Source organism: Bacillus sp. EU55 (assembly GCF_038005925.1).
Classification (GTDB): domain Bacteria; phylum Bacillota; class Bacilli; order Bacillales; family Bacillaceae; genus Bacillus; species Bacillus velezensis.
On the sequence record NZ_JBBOUE010000001.1, the window covers coordinates 318,734 to 338,754 of the forward strand.

Genomic DNA, 20,021 nt, shown 5'->3' on the forward strand with positions numbered 1-20,021 from the left:
ATACCTTCCCGCTTATCAATCTCAGAACCTCACTTCTGAATCACTCCTTTCCCGCAAGATGAGAAATGAATAAACACTGCTCCTCAATATGTGTTATACTTTCATTGATATTGATTCTCAATTAAAAATTTATGAAGTATAGATATAAACGGGAGGCACAACGATGGCGGAAAATCATGAGGTGTACGACGTCACGATTATAGGCGGAGGCCCGATCGGCCTGTTTGCGGCTTTTTATTGCGGGATGCGCGAGCTGAAAACGAAAGTGATCGAGTTTTTACCGCGGCTCGGGGGGAAGGTGTCTATGTTTTTCCCTAAAAAAATCATCCGTGATATCGGCGGAATACCCGGGATTGCCGGGGAACAGCTGATTAAGCAGCTGAAGGAACAGGCTGCGACATTTGAGCCGGATATCGTGTTGAATCAGCGGGTGACCGGATTTGAACGGCTGGATGACGGAACCATTGTGCTGGAAAGTTCCGAAGGGGAAAAGCACTATACACGCACGGTGATTTTGGCCGTCGGCATGGGGACGCTTGAGGTCAATGAACTTGACAGCGCGGATGGGAGCCGTTATTCGGGAAAGAACCTTCATTATAAGGTGGAGAAGCTTGATGCGTTTCAGGGGAAGCATGTCGTGATTTCCGGAGGGGGAGATACCGCGGTTGACTGGGCGAATGAGCTGGAACCGATTGCGGCGTCTGTTACCGTCTTGCACCGCAGGGAGGAGTTCGGCGGTTTGGAAAGCAGCGTGGCGAAAATGAAGCGGTCTTCCGTGCGGGTGCTTGCGCCGTATCGTCTGAAGCATCTCAACGGCACCGGAGAACGAATCGAGAGCGTCACCATTTGCCAAACTGAGTCCGGACTTTCTGAAGACATCAAGCTTGATGAGCTCATTATCAACCACGGGTTTAAAATTGATCTCGGTCCGATGAAGGACTGGGGGCTTGAGATAGAAGAAGGCAGGATTAAAGCTGACAGACATATGCGGACGAATCTTCCGGGCGTGTTTGTCGCCGGTGACGCCGCCCATTATGAAAGCAAGCTCAGATTGATTGCAGGCGGTTTCACGGAGGGGCCGACCGCCGTGAACAGCGCCAAAGCCTATTTGGACCCGCAGGCGGATCAGATGGCGATGTATTCGACTCACCATAAAAAATTGGTGACACAATAAAAAAGGGCTGACCCCCGATGTTGAGCCTCGGGGGTCAGAAAAGCATTCCGGCGTATCAGCTGTGAACGAGCATGTCTTTCATTTCATTTCGTATAAACGCAAATAACTGCTCCTGGTTTTTCACAGCGGTAAACCCGCAGCCGGCGGGGACGTCTTCGCCCATGCAGATGACGGGAGGGCGGTTTGCCGACGGATCCGGTGATATGCCGATTTGTTTTCCGGCGCTGATCAAATGCTGAGCGGATTCTTTGCCCGTACAGATAATCATTTGCAGAGGAGACTCACTGATCGTGCGTTCGATCATGGAAGTGAACCGCTCATCTGCGATATGTTCATGGGTGATATAAAGCGGGCATGATTTTGAGTCTGACAAGTTTTCTGCTGCTTGACGGCTTCCTACAATGAGTGAATGCGGAGAATCATGTTGACATTCGGATGGGAGAAAGCCCCGTTTTGTCAGTTCCGTCTTTGCGGCCTCAGTTGCTGCATTCAGGCTTGCGGTCACCCGGCGGATGTCGATCTGCTTGAAAGCCAGTGTGTCAAAGAATTCGCATACCGCAAGGCGCGATGTGAAAAATAGTTGTTCAAAGGTGCTGATCTGTTTCAGGATGTTTTCGTTTGCGGTCATTTTTTTAACGATCCGCTTCGGCCATTCAATAACATCGGCGCCATACTCGCGCAGCTTGTCTGTCAATGTATGTTCTTCATCGCCATGAGTGACAACCATGATATGCCGCCCGATGAACGGTTTGCTTTCAAACCAGCTGTGTGTTTGAAAATTGACAATATCACCGATGACGATAATGGCAGGGTTGGTGATGTTTTGGCTTTGAACTTTTTCATGGATATCCTGAAGCGTTCCTTTAACGCTCCGCTGCCGCCCCCACGTCCCCCATTGAATGACGAGTACGGGAACGGAAGGGGATTTTCCGTACTCCGTAAGCTGCCGGCATATAAATGACAGATTTTTAACGCCCATGTAAAACACAAGCGTTTGAACGCTTCGGGCAAGCCCTTCCCAGTCGAGATTCGGCCTGCCTTGCAATGATGTATCATGAGCGGTGATCATCGCGAAGGACGAAGCGAAATCACGATGGGTGACGGGGACTCCCGCATACAGCGGCGCTGCGATTCCCGAGGTGATGCCGGGCACCATTTCGCAGCGGATGCCGTGCTGATGAAGCGCCTCTGCTTCTTCGCCGACTCTGCCGAACACACTTGGGTCTCCGCCTTTCAAGCGGACGACGGTGCAGCCCTCCGCCGCTTTTTCAATCAGCAGGGCATTTATCTCAGACTGTTTCATAAAATGGCGGTCGGGCAGCTTTCCGCAATAAATGAACCGGCAGTCCGGTGAGGCATATTCAAGAAACTTTGGGTTTGCGAGCCGGTCATACAAAATAATATCCGCTTTCTCCAGAGCCTGTTTTCCTTTTACGGTGATCAGCCCCGGGTCTCCTGGGCCGGCACCGACAAAATATACGATTCCGTTTTTCATGATGGCGTCATCCCTTCAGCAATTTAAAAAATGAAGGACCACTTGAAAAAGTGATCCGGTCTTTGCTCAATACAGGAGGTATACATTCTCTCCTTCAATCAGTGTTTCGTATGTTTTGACACAGCCATGATCCGGCTCTTGGACTTTTCCGTCTTCTAAGGAGATTTTCCAGTCATGCATCGGGCAGAAGACGTATTCTCCGCTGACGATGCCTTCAGCCAGGACGCCCCCTTTATGGGGACAGCGGTTTTCGACGGCGCGGACGCTCCCGTCAGAAAGCTTAAATACGGCAAGCTCTTTATCTTCTATATATACGGTTTTTCCTAACTCCTCCGGTAATTCGTTTACTTTGCCTATGCAAACCTTTGTCATATCTTTATTAACCATGTCCGTTCCCCCTTACTGTTTTATGAAGTCGTGACGACATTTTCGAATAGATCTTTAGATGCTTTTTTATCTTTAAGGAAGTATTGCCACGGATCTTTGTGGACAGAGAGTGTTTCATTCATTCTGTCGTTGAGCTCCTGCCGTTTTTCCGGATCGTTTAATACGGATTGGACATGAGATAAACCGACGCGCTCAAGCCATGCGGATGTCCGCTCCAGATAGTTTGCCGTTTCTCTGTAGTACTGAAGGTAAGCACCCGCATATTCTAAGACTTCTTCATTCGTTTTTACTTTCATCAGCAAATCACCGGCGCGCAAATGGGTTCCGCCGTTTCCGCCGACATAAAGCTCCCAGCCTCCGTCGATGCCGACAACGCCAAGGTCCTTAATGCCTGATTCCGCACAGTTCCGAGGGCAGGCGGACACGGCCATTTTAACCTTATGAGGCGTATTGAGCCCTTCGAATGTTTTCTCAAGCGCAATGCCCAGTGCCATGGAGTCTTGCGTGCCGAAGCGGCAGAATTGTTCGCCTACGCACGTTTTTACCGTGCGGAGTGTTTTTCCGTACGCGTAGCCTGACGGCATATCAAGCTCGGCCCATACTTTCGGCAGGTCTTCTTTTTTGACGCCGATGAGATCAATTCGCTGGCCGCCGGTCATTTTAACGAGCGGGATCTCATATTTGTCGACGACATCGGCGATCTTGCGGAGATCCTGAGAGTTGGTCACGCCGCCGTACATACGGGGCACGACTGAGTATGTTCCGTCTTTTTGAATATTGGCGTGCATCCGTTCGTTCACAAAACGGGATGTTCTGTCATCCTCGTATGTAGCCGGATTAATCATGCCTAAGTAGTAGTTGAGGGCAGGACGGCATTTGGAGCAGCCCTCCGGCGTTTTCCAGCCGAGCACGTTCATGATTTCTCTTGTATGGGACAGCCCTTTGGCTTTGATTTCTTCTACGACTTCATCTCTCGACAGTGAGGTGCAGCCGCAAATCGCTTCTTTTTGCGCGGACGCGTCAAATTCTGAGCCCAGTGTATATTGAAGAATGTCTTCCACGAGCGGTTTACAGCCTCCGCAGGAACGGGATGCCCCGGTGCATGCTTTGATTTCGTCCGTTGATGTGCAGCCTTTTTCCTGAATGGCTTGAATAATCGCGCCTTTTGAAACGCCGTTGCATCCGCAGATGATTTCATCGTCGCTCATCGCCGCGGTCATGCTTGCGCCTGCTTCCTGATCAAGAGGCTGTAAGATTGATATTTTGGAGGTTTCAGAGATATCGGCTTCTTTTTGAATCATTGAAAACAGGCGGCTGCCCTCGCTGCTGTCTCCGAACAAAACAGCGCCGACAATTTGATTGCCCCTCAGGACGATTTTTTTATAAATGCCGTCCTGCTCATCGAACACTTTAATCGCTTTTTTGTCCTCTGATTCGTTAAAGTCACCGGCAGAGAAGACTTCGACGCCTGATACCTTTAATTGAGTGGAGAGAACGGAGCCTTCATACGGTTTTGTTTCAATGCCGCAAATATGTTTGGCCAGCACTTTCGCCTGTTCATAGAGCGGCGCCACAAGACCGTATGCGATTCCGCGGTGCTCGGCACATTCACCGACCGCGTAAATGTGCGGAATGTCAGTCTGCATATAATCATTAACAATGATTCCACGGTTTACCGGAATGCCGCTTTCTGTGCCAAGCTGTGTATTCGGGCGGATGCCGACCGCCATGACGACCAGGTCAGCTTCGATGCTTGTGCCGTCTTTGAAGCGTACGCCTTCGACACGGTCAGTACCGAGAATTTCTTCGGTTTGCTTTTCAAGGAAAAAGGTCATGCCTTGTTTTTCTAATTCGTTTTGCAGCAGGCGTCCCGCCGCTGCGTCAAGCTGGCGCTCCATCAGGAATGGGGCGAGGTGGATGACAGACACGTCCATTCCGAGATTCAGCAGTCCGCGTGCGGCTTCCAAACCCAGCAGTCCTCCGCCGATGACGGCTGCTTTTTTATATTGTTTTGACGCGGCGAGCATCGTGTCTGTATCTTTTATGTCCCGGAATGCCGTGACACCTTGTTTGTCTGCGCCCGGAATCGGAAGGATAAAAGGGACAGAGCCTGTCGCCAGGATGAGTTCATCGTAAGGCTGGATTCTGTCTGCATCGGTGATGAGGGTTTTGTTTTCCGTGTCGACTTTGATGACTGTTTCACCGGTATACAGCTGAATGTTGTTTTCTTTGTACCAGTTCCAATCGTTTAACGTAATGTCTTGAATGTCGGTATCGCCTTGCAGCACTTTTGACAGAAGGATTCGGTTATAGTTGGGATGAGGTTCGGCCCCGAATATTGTAATCTCAAATTCGTCTTTTGAAACACGCAGTATTTCTTCAATCGCTCTTACCCCGGCCATTCCATTTCCAACAAGGACTAGCTGTTTTTTTCCCATCAGATGATCCGCTCCTTATCTTTGTTTTTTTTAGCGTAGCACAGCAAAAACAAATATTTAAGATGCATGTTATGAAATGTAACAAAAAATACTAAAAAATCTAAAAATTTTATGAAAAATTATATAGGGCTGATTCGTACCGCGCACATCTTAAAACCGGGCATTTTACAGTCCGGGTCCAAGGCTTCACCAATTAAATCGTTGACGTTTTGCGTGTCAGACCAATGGATGGGGACAAACAATGTGTCTTTTCGTACGTTCTCCGACCATCTGCTCCGCACCGTGATGCTGCCCCGGGGGGATTCTATCTTCACGAGAACACGGTCTTCGATATGATAGTCGGCCGCCGTTTTTGGGTGGATTTCCACAAAGGATTCGAAATGTCTTGCAGCCAAGGCAGAGCTTTTTCTTGTTTGGACGCCTGTTAAGTAGTGAGACATGACTCTGCCTGTCGTTAAATAAAGCGGATAGGCGGCGCTCGGCTTCTCTTTTGGAACAGGTGGTTCGTTTGGAATCACACTTAATGCCGCTTTTTGATCCGGATGAGCAAATGATTCTGTAAACAAGCGCCCAGTTCCGGGATGATCAGATTCCGGACACGGCCAATGAATGCCGCCTTCACGTCTGAGCCTGTCGTATGAGATGCCTGAATAATCGGCAATCCCGCCTCGGCTCGCTTCTCTCAATTCATTAAAAATATCCTCCGCTGACGTATAAGAAAAGTAGCGGCCCTTGCCGAGAGCGGATGCGAGATCACAAATGATCTGCCAATCATGCTTCGCTTCGCCGGGACATGACCGGCTCGCTTCTCTTAATGTCACGCGGCCTTCTGCATTTGTCATCGTGCCTTCGTCTTCCAAATAAGAGGAGGCGGGTAAAATCACATCTGCGAATGCCGCGGTCTCAGAAATAAATAAGTCAACTGCGACAAAAAATCTCAGTTTCTTGATTGCCTGCTTGACGAAATTCGCATTTGGGCCGGAAACAGCCGGATTGGAACACATGAGAAACAGTCCTTTGATGTCGCCGTTATCTATTTTTTCTATCATTTCATAGGCTGAGACACCTTTTCGCGGCAGCTCATCCTGATGAATCCCCCACACCTTCGCAATATGCGCCCGGTGTTCTTCAATTTCGATAGAACGGTAGCCCGGAAGCTGATCCGCTTTTTGGCCGTGTTCTCTCGCGCCTTGTCCGTTGCCTTGACCGGTAATCGCCCCGTAACCTGAGAAGGGCTTGCCGATTTTTCCGGTGATCAGCACCATATTTAAGAAAGCTTTCACCGCCGCGGTACCGTCAGTCTGCTGTTCGATCCCCCGCGCTGTAAACAGCATGCCGGATGTTTCCTTGGCAAACTTCACGGCGGCCTTTCGCATATGCTCCAAAGGCACACTTGTCTGCTCGGAAATCTCTTTCAGATCCAAAGCGTCGGTATGCCGTTTGAGCTTATTGAATCCGTTTGAGCGTGTGCGGATAAAGTCTTTGTCTGTAAGCTGTTCGTCAATGCAGATTTTGACGAGTCCGTTTGCCAGGGCGGCGTCTGTGCCGGGCTTGATTTTCAGGTGAAGATCGGCTATTTTGGTCGTCGCCGTTTCCCGGGGATCAATGGCGATAATGTAAGCCCCGTTTTCTTTCGCTTTATCAAAATACGGCATGATCGTCGGCTGGCATTCCGCGATATTGGTGCCTGCCAGGATGATGACACGTGTATGCGGAATGTCCGATAATGGATTCGTCAGGCCCCTGTCCGCGCCGAATGTCTGGCCGGCCGCCGTTGCTGCGGCAGACATACAGAGCCGCCCGTTGTAATCGATGTATTTCGTCTGTAAGCCGACCCGTGCGAACTTTCCAAGCAGATAGGCTTCTTCATTTGTAATTGAGGCGCTCCCATAGACGGCCATCGCATCATTGCCGTGTTCGGTTTGGATCAGATTGATTTGTTCCTTTATGCGATTCAGTGCTTCAGCCCAAGAGACAGGCACAAATTCACCGTTTTTTTTAAGCAGGGGGCGTGTAATGCGGGAAGAGTGCACGGCATGCTGATGGGCATTCATGCCTTTTGTACATAAACGGCCATGTGTCGTCGGATTATCAATGCCGATTGCAGTGTATTTCTTCCGTGCCGCGAAGGTTTGTTCCGTAAGCTGCATTTTGCATTGCATGCTGCAGAACGGGCATTGCGTCTCATATGTTTTTTCCGATTGGACATCTTGCAGTTTGTCACGGAAATAACGGAGCATCGGTTCAGTCAAAAAGCTTCATCCTTTCGTATGGCGTTTTCCCGGCAGACAGGTTTTGAAGCAGGGATATGTCTGAACGGAGATTTTTCAGAAGCTGTGTCCGCATATCTTCTTCAAACAGCATTTCTCTGATATGGACGAGGCCGAGTCTGTCAACCCATTGATAAATCGCTTCGTTGTAGTGAGCCGTTTCGCGATAATATTGAATAAGGCCTTTCATCATAGCGGCGGTACTGTCTTCGTTATTCGTCACACAAAAAAGGCTGCCGGCGCGGGCTTGTTTTCCGCGGACGCCCCCGATATAAATTTCCCAGCAAGTTTGTGTCTGAAGCGCGCCGATATCCTGAATGTAAACATCGGTGCAATTGTTTTCACATGACAAGCTGACGGATACATAAGCGGGGACGGCAAGCATGTCGGTATCTCGTTCAATCCTGCTTGCCAGCTCTTGAAAGGAGCGATGCTGTCCGCACGTACATGCTTTGATTTGAATCGTCCAGCGGTGCCGGGGGGAGAAAACCGGCATGTTCAGTGCTTTTCTGATGCTTGCAAGGTCATTTGGCCTGATTCCGGAAAGCTTCAGCCGGTGACTGTCAGTAATTGAAACGCCGGGGATGCCGTATGTTTCAATGACGTTTGCGATGTTTTTGAGCTCTCCCGCACTTGTCAGTCCGCCGTACATTTGCGGAATCAGGGTGCATGTCTCTTCTGCCGATATTTCATTGAACTGCATAAAATCAGGCCGCATCCTTTCCAGGTAGTAGTGAAGCGCCGGAATACAAATGCGGCAGCCGTTTTCTGTTTTCCAGCCGATCACTTCCATCACCTCGGCGGTATCAGTGAATGGACGGCGCCGAAGTTCGGCGATGACTTCTTCTTCCGTCAAATCGGTGCAGCCGCAAAACGAAGGCTGGCGGGAAGGTTTTGTGTAATCATCGCTTACCATATACTTCAGCAAGTCTTCGACGAGCGGCCTGCATCCCCCGCAAGACCCGGACGCTTTTGTCATGTGCTTCACTTCCTCCGCGGTTTTTAAGCCATATTTGTTCACCGCTTCTTCAATGGAGCCCTTGGTCACTGAGCTGCATTGGCAAATGGTTTCATGGGGTGGCATGGATTCAAAGGATATACCGCCTTGATCGGGTTCCATGAGCTGTTTTTTCACGATGGAAATGTCCCTTTGCTTCACAAGACTGTCGAGAAGCCGCTGTTTACCGCGCGTGTCCCCGAATAAAATAAAGCCGGCCGGTTTATCGTCCTCAAAGAGCGCTTTTTTGTAGATGCCTCCATGCTCATCATGGAACAATATGCCGGCTGTGTGCTCATCCTCGTGCACCTTTCCTGCCGACCATACATCAATACCGGCTATTTTTAAGGCCGCAGATTGTGCAAAGCCTTGAAACCCTTCACACGGAACGCCGCATAGATGCTGTGCGAGCACTTTTCCCTGTTCATAAAGCGGTGCAGCCAATCCGTATACAATCCCGTCATGCTCCGCGCATTCACCGACGGCATACACATTCGGTTTGTTCGTCTGCATGAATTGATTGACGATGATTCCTCGGTTCACTGAAAGTCCGGCAGATGCAGCGAATCGGATATTGGGCCTCACACCGGCGGCCATGACAATCAGGTCTGCTTCTATGGAAGAACCGTCTTTGAAACGGATGCCTTCCGCCCGTGAGTTTCCTGTAATGGATGCCGTGTCTTTCTCTAAAAGAAAGACTAAGCCTTTTCGCTCCAGTTCTTTCTGCAGCAGATGGGATGCCGTTTGATCAAGCTGTTTTTGCATAATGGCGGAAGAGTGGTGAATGACGCTGACGTCCATGCCGAGCTGCCGTAAGCCGACGGCCGCTTCAAGACCTAATAAACCGGCGCCGATGACCGCCGCCTTTTGATACCGGCCGGCCGCATTGATAAGGGATTGGCAGTCTTCTATTGTCCGAAAGCCGCAGACGCCTTCTTTCTCTGCTCCGGGTATGGGGAGAATATAAGGAGTGGAGCCAGTTGCCGCGATGAAATGATCGTAAGTCATGCTGCGCTTCCGATCCGTTGTGACAACCTGCCGTTCTGTATCAATGTGTACAACCGTTTCTCCCGTGTAAAGCGTAATTCCGTTTTTTTCGTACCATTCGCGGCTATTCAGCGTAATGTCATCAAGCGACACCTCACCTTGTAAAACGGAGGATAAGAGAATGCGATTGTAATTGGGATGAGGCTCGGTTCCGAAAATAACAATCTCAAACATGTCACGGTTCATCTTTAAAATGTGTTCAATACAGCGGATTCCGGCCATTCCGTTCCCTGCTGCAATTAATCGTTGTTTCTTCATTCGCCAAACCTCCTTTGCAGCTGCCTGTAAGTTTTGCTTCTCTATGAGAAATTATGGCACATTGCCTGATTAACGCATTAAATGTGTCGCATTATCTTACACATGTCTTTTCCGGTGAATGCCGGTCATATATTCTTGATTCAGCAATTTGAAATGATAGAAGACCGGAAAGGAGAATGTTATGAAGCTGTCGGAATTAAAAACAAGCGGCCATCCGCTCACTCTGCTCTGTTCCTTCTTATATTTTGATGTGAGTTTTATGATTTGGGTCATGCTGGGGGCGCTCGGCGTTTATATTTCTCAGGATTTCGGGTTATCTTCTTTTGAAAAAGGATTTGTCGTGGCTCTGCCGATCTTATCAGGATCTGTGTTTCGGATCATTTTAGGCGTGTTAACGGACAGGATCGGTCCGAAGAAAACAGCCGTGATCGGGATGCTGATTACAATGATCCCGCTGCTTTGGGGGGCATTCGGCGGCCGTTCTTTGACTGAGCTGTATGCGATCGGCATTCTGCTGGGCGTGGCGGGCGCAAGTTTTGCTGTCGCGCTTCCGATGGCGAGCCGATGGTATCCGCCTCACTTGCAGGGGCTTGCGATGGGGATAGCAGGTGCCGGCAACAGCGGCACTTTGTTTGCGACATTGTTCGGTCCCCGCCTTGCGGAACAGTTTGGGTGGCACAGTGTAATGGGAATTGCGCTTCTTCCGTTGATGATCGTTTTTATACTGTTTATCGTCATGGCGAAGGACTCTCCTGCACAGCCCGCACCGCAGCCGCTTAAAAACTATCTTCACGTTTTCAGGCAGAAGGAGACATGGTGTTTCTGTCTTCTGTACGGCGTCACTTTCGGAGGTTTTGTGGGATTATCAAGTTTTTTGGCGATTTTTTTCGTTGATCAATATCAATTGTCAAAAATCCATGCCGGTGATTTCGTCACAATATGTGTTGCAGCGGGCAGTTTCTTTCGCCCTGCAGGAGGCTGGATTTCAGACCGTGCGGGAGGTGCGAAAGTTCTCGCTGTACTGTTTGTCATCGCGGCTCTGTGTATGGCGGGAGTCAGCAGCCTGCCTCCGCTTTCAACGGTGATCGTTCTGTTGTTTATCGGAATGATGGCGCTCGGTATGGGCAACGGAGCGGTATTTCAGCTTGTCCCTCAGCACTTTGCAAAAGAAATCGGAATGGTGACGGGAATCGTCGGAGCGGCCGGCGGCATAGGAGGTTTTTTCCTTCCCAATATTTTAGGATCATTGAAGCAGATGACGGGAACTTATGCGATCGGTTTTATCTCTTTTTCATGTATCGCATTGCTCGCATTTGTGCTTGTTCTGGCCGCAGGATATTTTTGGAGAAAAAGCTATGGCACTGAAAACAGTCCTGCGGATGTTTAAGTTTGGGCGGAAGACACGTATGACAGCGTGTCTTTTTTATGATTGATTATTTTTCACTTGATTTTAAACGGAGAATATATCAGAATAAATAGTAACGGTTACGATTTATAACAATGTACATCATGATGAAAAAGGGGCAGGTGCGGGATATAAATCGTAATCATTCTATTTTGTCAGGAGGCTATTTATATGAAAAAAATTCCGGTTACAGTATTGAGCGGCTATCTTGGTGCCGGAAAGACGACCGTTTTGAATCATATTTTACAAAACCGCAACGGTTTAAAAATTGCCGTCATCGTCAATGACATGAGCGAAGTAAATATAGACGCGGGATTGGTGAAGCAGGGAGGCGGCTTGTCAAGGACGGATGAGAAACTCGTAGAATTATCCAACGGCTGTATCTGCTGCACGCTGCGTGAGGATCTATTAGTCGAAGTTGAGAAACTCGCGAAAGACGGCAGATTTGATTATATTGTGATTGAATCAACAGGGATCAGCGAACCGATTCCCGTTGCCCAGACATTTTCTTATATAGATGAAGAAATGGGTATTGATCTGACAACATTCTGCAGGCTGGACACAATGGTGACCGTGGTGGATGCAAACCGCTTCTGGCATGATTTCCAGTCCGGTGACAGCCTTCTTGACCGTAAGGAAGCGGCGGGAGAAGAGGATGAACGGGAGATTGCCGATTTATTAATTGACCAAATCGAGTTTTGTGATGTGCTCATTTTAAATAAATGCGACATGGTGGGCGAAAAAGAGCTTGAACAGCTGGAAACGGTCCTTCGCGCATTCCAGCCCCGTGCCAGACTGATCCGGTCCGTCCGCGGAGAAGTGCCCGCCGAATACATATTGAATACCGGTTTATTTGAGTTTGAGGAAGCGAGTTCATCAGCAGGATGGATAAAGGAACTGACGGCAGGTCATGAAGCGCACACTCCGGAAACGGAAGAGTACGGCATCACTTCGTTTGTGTACTCGCGGCGTCTGCCGTTTCATACCGCTCGTTTTGACAGCTGGCTGCATCAATCAATGCCTGACAACATTGTGCGCGCAAAAGGAATTGCTTGGTGCGCAACCCGCAACAGCCTTGCGCTGCTGATGTCTCAGGCGGGTCCGGCGGTTTCGATTGAGCCTGTTTCTTATTGGGTGGCGGCAATGCCGAAACTTGAGCAGGAGCAGATCAAACAGCAGGAACCGGAGATTCTGGAAGATTGGGACGACCAATTCGGAGATCGTCATACGAACCTGGTGTTTATCGGAACAGATTTAGATGAAGCAGCCATTACAAAGGAATTGGATCAGTGCCTGCTCACGCCGTCTGAGTTCGATTCCGACTGGTCGCAGCTTGAAGATCCTTTTCAATGGGATATTCAGCGGGCCGAATAACATACCGGCCAAGTTTAGAAGCAGGTGAAAAGGGAAGGAGTGATGAAAAAGGAGCTGACCAAGTGTGAAAGCACTGACATACCAAGGAAAAGAACATATGGAAGTGAAAGAAGTCCCGGCACCCGCCATTCAAGATGAGAGAGATGTCATCGTTCGAATCACCGCAACCGGGATATGCGGTTCAGACCTTCATTTATATAAAAACGGAATACCCGCCGATCCGGGTTATATCGTCGGGCATGAGCCGATGGGAATCGTTGAAGAAACGGGCAGTCAAGTCAAAAAGCTGAAAAAAGGCGACCGGGTCGTGATTCCTTTTAATATCGGCTGCGGAGAATGTCATTATTGCAAGCACCAGATGGAAAGCCAGTGTGATGAATCTAATCCAAATCCTCATACAGATGCCGGCGGCTTATTCGGTTTTTCGGAGTTTAACGGTAATTATCCCGGCGGGCAGGCTGAATATTTACGTGTTCCTTATGCTGATTTCTCTTCTTTTCTGGTTCCGGCAGACAGTGAGCTTGAAGATGAGCAGGTGCTGCTTCTGTCAGATGTCATGCCGACCGCCTTTTGGAGCGTCCAGCACAGCGGAGTGAAAAAAGGAGATACAGTCGTGATTCTGGGATCAGGTCCGATCGGCTTAATGGCGCAAAAATTCGCGTGGAAAAAAGGAGCTAAACGGGTTATCGCAGTTGATCAAGTCCCGCACCGCCTTGAACATGCGAGACGCATAAACGGAGCAGAGACCTTCAATTTTTCAGAACATGATGAGATCGGGAAACTGCTGCATGAACAAACGTCAGGGGGCGCGGATGTAGTGATTGATTGTGTCGGAATGGACGGCACGCCGCTTTCAAAAGAAAAAGCAGAGCAAAAACCGAATCAGTTCGGAACGATCAGTCCGATTCTTACAGCATCAGAAGCCGTTAAGAAGTTCGGAACCGTGCAGCTCACGGGCGCATACATTTCTGAAGCGGACGGCTTTCCGCTCGGCGATTTTTTCACACGCAACGTTTCTTTAAAAATGGGCCAGGCACCCGTTATTCATCTGATGCCGATGCTGTATCAAATGATCGAACAAAATGAAATTGATCCGACGGATATCATTACACACAAAATGAGTCTTGCGGAAGCTCCTGCTGCATATGATATATTTGACAAAAAAGAAGATGGCAACATTAAAGTGATTTTGAAGCCATAGCGAGGAGAAACACGATGAATATTTACAGACCGGCGGGATTTTGGATCAGATTGGGAGCCGTGGTACTCGACTATTTAATTACTTCAGTGCCTTTGGCGATTATTTTTATGCTGGCAACAGGAAAAGATCCGAATGAGAGCGCAATGATCAGCATTATTTTGACTCTTTATGGTATTTTGCTCCCTGTATACTGGAACGGTTATGTTATCGGCAAAAAGATCTGCGGTATCCGCATCGTCAAAAAAGACGGAACTCAGGTAGGCTTTCTCACTATGATTTTGAGAGTGCTTGTGGGCGGCCTGATATATGGCGTGACGTTTGGAATCGGTGTGATCGTGAGCGCATTCATGGTCGGAATGAGAGAAGACAGACGGTCAATCCACGATTTTGTAGCAGGAACGTATGTCACATACGCGCTGCCGGACGAATCGATTGAAAAGAGCGAATAATTTCGCTCTTTTTTTGCATAAAAAATGGATGGGGGAGCAACATATAACAAACGTTAAAGGAGGAAAGAGTCATGAAAAAAGCTGCATTGTCTTTAGCTGCGTTTTTCATTACAGCAATGGTTTTCACAATGCCGGCACACGCCGCCGGAACAAAAATGCCTTCAACAATGTCACTCACGGAACAGCAGAAAAAAGAAATTGAATCACTTGAAAAAGAAGTGCTCGAAAAACGAAAACATGTCATATCCAAATATGTTGAGTACGGGGTCCTGCCGAAAGAAAAAGCAGAACATATTAAACAGCATATGGACAGGCGCTTTAACATGATGAAACAAAATGGGTTTGTCCCGAAGCCTCCGCCTCATAAATTGGAAAAGCGGCATCATCATTCTTAAGCATCCGGCAAGCCGGATGCTTTTTTGTTTTTATCGGGATTGCTCTGAAACGCGTTTCATAACGTATGATATCAATATCATACGCATCAGGAGGATGAAACACATGATACATAAAAAACAGGGCCTGTTCCCTGATACATTTCTATGGGGGTCAGCCTCGGCTGCCTATCAGGTTGAAGGAGCCTGGAATAAAGACGGTAAAGGACCTTCAGTATGGGACTTATTCACGAAAATACCGGGTAAAACGTTTAAAGGCTCAAATGGTGATACAGCAGTCGGCCATTATGAGCGCTATAAAGAAGATATCGCCTTGATGGCAGAAATGGGTTTGAAAGCTTACCGATTTTCTGTCAGCTGGCCGAGAATTTTTCCGAATGGCAGAGGGGAAATTAACGAATCAGGGGTTGCATTTTACGAAGACCTGATCGATGAATTGATTTCTAACGATATTGAGCCGGTGCTGACTCTTTATCATTGGGACTTGCCTCAGGCGCTGATGGATGAATACGGCGGCTTTGAATCAAGAAAAATTATTGATGATTTCAATGATTACTGCATTGCGTTATACAAAAGATTTGCCGGCAAGGTGAAATACTGGGTCACGTTAAACGAGCAGAATTATAATTTTCATAACGGGTTTATAACAGCTGCACATCCGCCCGGCGTAAAGGACAGAAAACGATTTTATGCAGCGAATCATATCGCATTTTTAGCTAATGCCAAAGCGATTGAATCCTTCAGACAATATGTTCCTGACGGTTTGATCGGCCCGAGCTTCGCTTATTCACCGGCTTATCCGCTTACAAGTCACCCTGAAGACATAACTGCATTTGAAAACGCAGAGGAATTTATGAACCATTGGTGGCTTGATATGTATTGCCGGGGGACTTATCCGCAAATTCCTTTCAATTATTTAAAGGAAAAGGGCTGGGCGCCCGCCATTGAAGCCGGGGATATGGAATTGCTTGCGAAAGGCAAGCCGGATTTTATCGGTGTTAATTATTATCAGACGATTACGTACGAAAGAAATCCTCTTGACGGTGTATCGGAGGGGAAAATGAACACGACTGGTCAGAAAGGGACAAACCAGGATACTGGTATACCGGGGCTGTTTAAAACGAAAAAGAATCCTAATCTCGTGACGAGTAATTGGGATTGGACGATTGACCCGATAGGTCTGCGCATCGGCCTCCGGCGTATAACGAGCCGCTATGAGCTGCCGGTTTTTATAACAGAAAACGGGCTGGGGGAATTCGATAAAATAGAAGAAGACGGCTCAATTCAGGATGACTACAGAATTGACTATTTACGCTCCCATCTTGAACAGTGCAGAGAGGCCATTAGTGATGGAGTTCATCTCATCGGCTACTGCAGCTGGTCATTCACGGATCTGTTAAGCTGGCTGAACGGCTATCAAAAACGCTACGGTTTTGTCTATATCAATCGAGATGAAGAAGATGAAAAGGATTTGAAACGGATCAGGAAAAAAAGTTTTTATTGGTATCAGAATGTAATTGAAACAAACGGTAAAAGTTTTTAAAAGTTCCCTGAGAGAAATATGATTCTCTCAGGGATTTCTTTTACATTGCGGCTGCATCAATAATATACGTATCCGCATGAAGATCGGATATTTCGGCAGGCACTGAATAACAGGTAAGGCTGTATCGGCCTTTCGGAATATGAAAGAAAAGCCGCTTTGACATCACGCTTTCAATCTCAATTCCATCTTTTACAGCCTCAAAGGGAACAGTCGCTTTTTTCTCATAGGATGGTACCGGTTCACTTGTGTTAAGCCTGAGGACGATAAATGCCCTCGTATTTCTCCTTGCTTCAAATGAAACAGCTCCGTCAGCTTCCGCATATCCTTTTTCAATAGCTTCATCGGTCCAATCGATAACAGGCGGTTCTGAATCTTTTTGGAAGATTGTAAATTGATGATAAGAAATGGCCAGTTCTTGCGGTTTCCATGATTTAATCAATGCGCTGTTCCTCCTGTTTTTTACTTGATTTTAAATAATACTCTCGTTCCGTCGGGATCATTGGTAAGCTGGTGTCCGACCCAAGAGCCGGCTCCGCGGTTGTCTGCCGGAGAAATATATTCTACGGAGGCATTATTTCCGCCCTGTTTACAAACCGCCATCGGCCATTCATCCCTATCGTATCCCGTTTTGACAGGCACATGTTTAAGAGATTGCTCACGCCGCTTATGTACTCCGTCTCTGTCAATGGTGCATATGCTGGAATGTCCTTCTTTTATCGCGTCCTTAATATGCTTTGCTGTTTCCGGATATCGATCGGACGGAAATAGGATTACCTTGTCGTAATCACTCTTCTGAACGGTCTGCTCGTTATCTGAGAAAAGATCACCCTTGATCAGGGCCGCGACTGCTCCGGCAATGATGATAAGAACAAGCAGCAGTGCTTTTAATGTTTTCAAGAGTATCAATCACCTCCAGTTATAAATTGCTGTTAAGCTGGTCCAAGAATAAAGCAGAATCGGCCGGCTGTAAAGCTGTTAAAATATATTTCTCAGCCGCAATTCAGCTGAATATCTGTAAAACCATCCGCACAAATCAACTTTATTCATTAAAAATTCGATCAGAAAGTGTTTTTTGCCGTTTCCCTATTCAGAAATGAACGGTTGCGGCCGTATCGTCAATTGACTTATTATAGCGATAAGCTCACCGGCGAGGTATCTTCGTCTGCGAGTGTCGTGCGAAACAGGACGATAAAAAGACGGCCATCTGATAAGAAGGCCGTCAGCAAATCATTCCAGATTCGCATGCTTTGTAAACATGTCTGCTGAATTCAATTCTTTTTTCTCCATGATTTTTAGAATAACCGCATCGTAGAACAGCAGAAGAGTTTGTTCGAATAAAGAACCCATCGGCTGAATCGTCTTTCTGTCTCCGCCGGTCTCTTCCTTAGGAGAGCCGGGAATCGTTATTGTAAGATCCGCAAGTTTGCCGAGACTTGAAGCGGGGTTAATCGTTAATGCAGTGATGATGCCGTTAAGGTTTTTGGCTTTTTCAGCCGTATGAAGCAGACTTTTTGTTTCGCCTGAGCCTGAGCCGATGATGACGAGACCGCCTTCTTGGAGGGGAGGGGTAAGCGTCTCACCGACGATGTAAGCGTTCAGGCCGATGTGCATCATCCTCATGGCGAACGCTTTAGCCATAAAGCCGGAACGTCCCGCTCCGGACGTGAAGATTTGATCTGCCGATAAAATCTGATCCGCAAGCTTGTCAGCTTCACTGTCGGATATTAATGCTGCGGTGCGGGATATTTCATTTAGTATTTCATGTAAGTATTCAGTCGTTTTCATGATCCTTGTGTGATCAGCTGTTTCATTTTAGCAGCAGCATCCGCTTTATTGTCAGCTCCCGTAATGCCTCCGCCGACAATGATTAAATCTGGGTTTTGTTTGATGGCTTCAGGAAGCGTATCAAGTTTGATGCCTCCGGCAATTGCGGTTTTAGCGCTCTTGACCGCTTTTTTAATCGCCGTCAGTTCCTCGAATGAATTTTTTCCTTCTGCTTGAAGATCATAACCTGTGTGAACACAAATATAATCAACACCGAGTTGGTCAATTTCTTTTGCCCGTGTTTCAAGGTTTTTTACGTTAATCATGTCGACGAGGATTTTTTTCTGCTGTTTTTTTGCTTCGGCAACCGCCCCTTTGATTGTTGAGTCGTCTGTCGCCCCTAAAACGGTGATGATGTCGGCTCCCGCTTCTGCCGCTTTCATGATCTCGTAACCGCCTGCATCCATGATTTTAAGATCGGCAAGCACTTTCAAGTGAGGAAAGGCTGTTTTCATTTCCTGCACGGCTTTCAGTCCTTCATTAATGACAACGGGAGTGCCGATTTCTACAACATCTATATATTGTTCGACCTCTTTCACAAGTTCAATTGCTTCCGGGATATTTACTAAGTCTAATGCCAGCTGTAATTCCACTTTATATCCACTCCTCTTTTTCATGTATTTCCATTCTATAGAGTGCCCCGCATGTTGAGAAGTACGCACTTTGAAGTCTAATAGTTACTTTGAGGATACTGTCCCCGCAGGCAATGCGCTTTGTTTCAGCAAAACTGCGTGGTAGTATAAACTGACGAAAGTTGTGTGAAAAAGTAAGCGTGTATGAATAGATGATGACCGTACAAAAAGTAAGAGGAAGGAGAATTGTCCGTGAGCCGAATGGATGAGAAAACGTTTAATTGCGAAAAGGAATTGACGCTTGCCGTGATAGGCGGGAAGTGGAAAATGCTGATTATGTGGCACTTGGGAAAAGAAGGGACGAAGCGGTTTAATGAGCTGAAAGCTTTAATTCCGGATATTACGCACAAAATTCTTGTGAATCAGCTCAGGGAGCTGGAGCAGGATCTGATCGTTCACAGGGAAGTTTACCCTGTCGTCCCTCCGAAAGTAGAGTATTCTTTAACGGCGCAAGGAGAAAGCCTTATGCCGATTCTGGACGCCATGTATAAGTGGGGAAAAGATTATATGGAATTAATCAACATTGATAAAACTGCAATAAAGGAATCTTTTTGAAGTGCTCTATGTAAAATAGAGTGCTTTTTTTGCGGTTTAATGAAATCATATTGCGAACATTCGGGCCGTCTGTTTCGGTTCTTGCGCTGTTTTTTCCGGGTCAGCTTACGTACGTAAATTTTTTTCATTCTGCCATAACTGGATATTCGACAGATTTTCATTATAGTTTAAAGATTTTTAATTTTACGTAAATAATATTTTTGAAAATAAATTGCGGGATGCCGCAAAATACCCTCTGGATTCATCGGATTTTTTTCGGTGTGCCGCATGAAACTTTTCACCCATTTTTCGGTGATAAAAACAATATTTTCATATAAAGTGTACGTAAGTAGATATATAGAAATACATGCAGAAATAGGTAAACCTTTCGTGCTTACAATCAATGGCTTTTTGTCTTGATTTCTCATAAATTTGATGCCGCATTTCGGACTGCGCGGGTGAACGGATGACGGATTTCGGCGGTGATTGAATCGGGATCGTTTTTGGAGGTAAGTGGTTCTTTTGGCTTGAGAATGAGTTAGGGACATAGAGGGAGGCTGTTTCTAAGGGAGAATTGACAACTTTATCTTAAAAAGGGGAG

17 protein-coding genes are annotated in these 20,021 nt (G+C 47.3%); 8 read left to right on the plus strand and 9 right to left on the minus strand.

Annotated elements, in window-relative coordinates:
• Nucleotides 1–163: 163 nt before the first annotated feature.
• Nucleotides 164–1,174: an NAD(P)/FAD-dependent oxidoreductase gene (locus NYE50_RS01700; RefSeq protein ID WP_224988777.1), complete on the plus strand. Its 1,011-nt coding sequence runs from the start codon at nt 164–166 to the stop codon at nt 1,172–1,174.
• A gap of 55 nt (nt 1,175–1,229) precedes the next feature.
• Here the strand turns inward: NYE50_RS01700 and cobA are convergent, their stop codons facing one another.
• The 5 genes from cobA to nirB all read right to left on the minus strand — a co-directional run bounded on the left by cobA (nt 1,230) and on the right by nirB (nt 10,066).
• A complete protein-coding gene (gene cobA, locus NYE50_RS01705; RefSeq protein ID WP_224988776.1) occupies nt 1,230–2,669 on the minus strand; it encodes a uroporphyrinogen-III C-methyltransferase in 1,440 nt (479 codons plus the stop codon).
• A 66-nt stretch (nt 2,670–2,735) separates the two neighbouring features.
• Nucleotides 2,736–3,056 carry a nitrite reductase small subunit NirD gene (nirD, locus tag NYE50_RS01710; protein ID WP_007409365.1) on the minus strand — a complete coding sequence of 107 codons (321 nt, stop codon included), beginning with the start codon at nt 3,054–3,056 and terminating at the stop codon, nt 2,736–2,738.
• Nucleotides 3,057–3,076: 20 nt separating this feature from the next.
• Entirely contained in the window at nt 3,077–5,494 is a 2,418-nt protein-coding gene (gene nasD / locus NYE50_RS01715) for an NADPH-nitrite reductase (protein ID WP_021494197.1), read from the minus strand.
• A gap of 119 nt (nt 5,495–5,613) precedes the next feature.
• On the minus strand, nt 5,614–7,746 hold the full coding sequence (gene nasC / locus NYE50_RS01720) for an assimilatory nitrate reductase catalytic subunit NasC (protein ID WP_224988775.1): 2,133 nt from the start codon (nt 7,744–7,746) through the stop codon (nt 5,614–5,616).
• Complete coding sequence (nirB, locus tag NYE50_RS01725; protein WP_159353759.1) at nt 7,739–10,066, minus strand: nitrite reductase large subunit NirB; 2,328 nt, start codon at nt 10,064–10,066, stop codon at nt 7,739–7,741. Before nirB ends, nasC begins: the two co-directional genes overlap by 8 nt.
• Before the next feature lie 181 nt (nt 10,067–10,247).
• On the opposite strand from nirB, the gene NYE50_RS01730 reads away from it, so the two are divergent.
• The 6 genes from NYE50_RS01730 to NYE50_RS01755 all read left to right on the plus strand — a co-directional run bounded on the left by NYE50_RS01730 (nt 10,248) and on the right by NYE50_RS01755 (nt 16,430).
• A complete protein-coding gene (locus tag NYE50_RS01730) occupies nt 10,248–11,453 on the plus strand; it encodes an MFS transporter (RefSeq protein ID WP_014416869.1) in 1,206 nt (401 codons plus the stop codon).
• Between the two features lie 189 nt (nt 11,454–11,642).
• A complete protein-coding gene (locus tag NYE50_RS01735; RefSeq protein ID WP_159353760.1) occupies nt 11,643–12,845 on the plus strand; it encodes a GTP-binding protein in 1,203 nt (400 codons plus the stop codon).
• Nucleotides 12,846–12,909: 64 nt separating this feature from the next.
• Nucleotides 12,910–14,046: a zinc-dependent alcohol dehydrogenase gene (locus tag NYE50_RS01740; protein WP_052827030.1), complete on the plus strand. Its 1,137-nt coding sequence runs from the start codon at nt 12,910–12,912 to the stop codon at nt 14,044–14,046.
• A gap of 14 nt (nt 14,047–14,060) precedes the next feature.
• Nucleotides 14,061–14,495 carry an RDD family protein gene (locus NYE50_RS01745; RefSeq protein ID WP_014416871.1) on the plus strand — a complete coding sequence of 145 codons (435 nt, stop codon included), beginning with the start codon at nt 14,061–14,063 and terminating at the stop codon, nt 14,493–14,495.
• A 116-nt stretch (nt 14,496–14,611) separates the two neighbouring features.
• A complete protein-coding gene (locus tag NYE50_RS01750; RefSeq protein ID WP_263612330.1) occupies nt 14,612–14,890 on the plus strand; it encodes a YckD family protein in 279 nt (92 codons plus the stop codon).
• 103 nt (nt 14,891–14,993) lie between these two features.
• On the plus strand, nt 14,994–16,430 hold the full coding sequence (locus tag NYE50_RS01755) for a glycoside hydrolase family 1 protein (RefSeq protein WP_224988774.1): 1,437 nt from the start codon (nt 14,994–14,996) through the stop codon (nt 16,428–16,430).
• 40 nt (nt 16,431–16,470) lie between these two features.
• Here NYE50_RS01755 and comJ read toward each other — a convergent pair whose 3' ends face one another.
• The 4 genes from comJ to hxlA all read right to left on the minus strand — a co-directional run bounded on the left by comJ (nt 16,471) and on the right by hxlA (nt 18,847).
• Nucleotides 16,471–16,869, minus strand: coding sequence for a competence protein ComJ (gene comJ / locus NYE50_RS01760; RefSeq protein WP_007609299.1), 399 nt, complete (start codon nt 16,867–16,869; stop codon nt 16,471–16,473).
• Nucleotides 16,870–16,889: 20 nt separating this feature from the next.
• Complete coding sequence (locus tag NYE50_RS01765) at nt 16,890–17,327, minus strand: NucA/NucB deoxyribonuclease domain-containing protein (protein WP_003156588.1); 438 nt, start codon at nt 17,325–17,327, stop codon at nt 16,890–16,892.
• A 330-nt stretch (nt 17,328–17,657) separates the two neighbouring features.
• Nucleotides 17,658–18,215 carry a 6-phospho-3-hexuloisomerase gene (gene hxlB, locus NYE50_RS01770; protein WP_021494205.1) on the minus strand — a complete coding sequence of 186 codons (558 nt, stop codon included), beginning with the start codon at nt 18,213–18,215 and terminating at the stop codon, nt 17,658–17,660.
• Nucleotides 18,212–18,847: a 3-hexulose-6-phosphate synthase gene (hxlA, locus tag NYE50_RS01775; protein WP_014416875.1), complete on the minus strand. Its 636-nt coding sequence runs from the start codon at nt 18,845–18,847 to the stop codon at nt 18,212–18,214. The genes hxlB and hxlA overlap by 4 nt, the downstream gene beginning before the upstream one ends.
• A 231-nt stretch (nt 18,848–19,078) precedes the next feature.
• Between hxlA and NYE50_RS01780 the strand changes: the two genes are divergently transcribed.
• Complete coding sequence (locus NYE50_RS01780) at nt 19,079–19,441, plus strand: winged helix-turn-helix transcriptional regulator (protein WP_007409352.1); 363 nt, start codon at nt 19,079–19,081, stop codon at nt 19,439–19,441.
• The last annotated feature ends 580 nt before the right edge of the window (nt 19,442–20,021 follow it).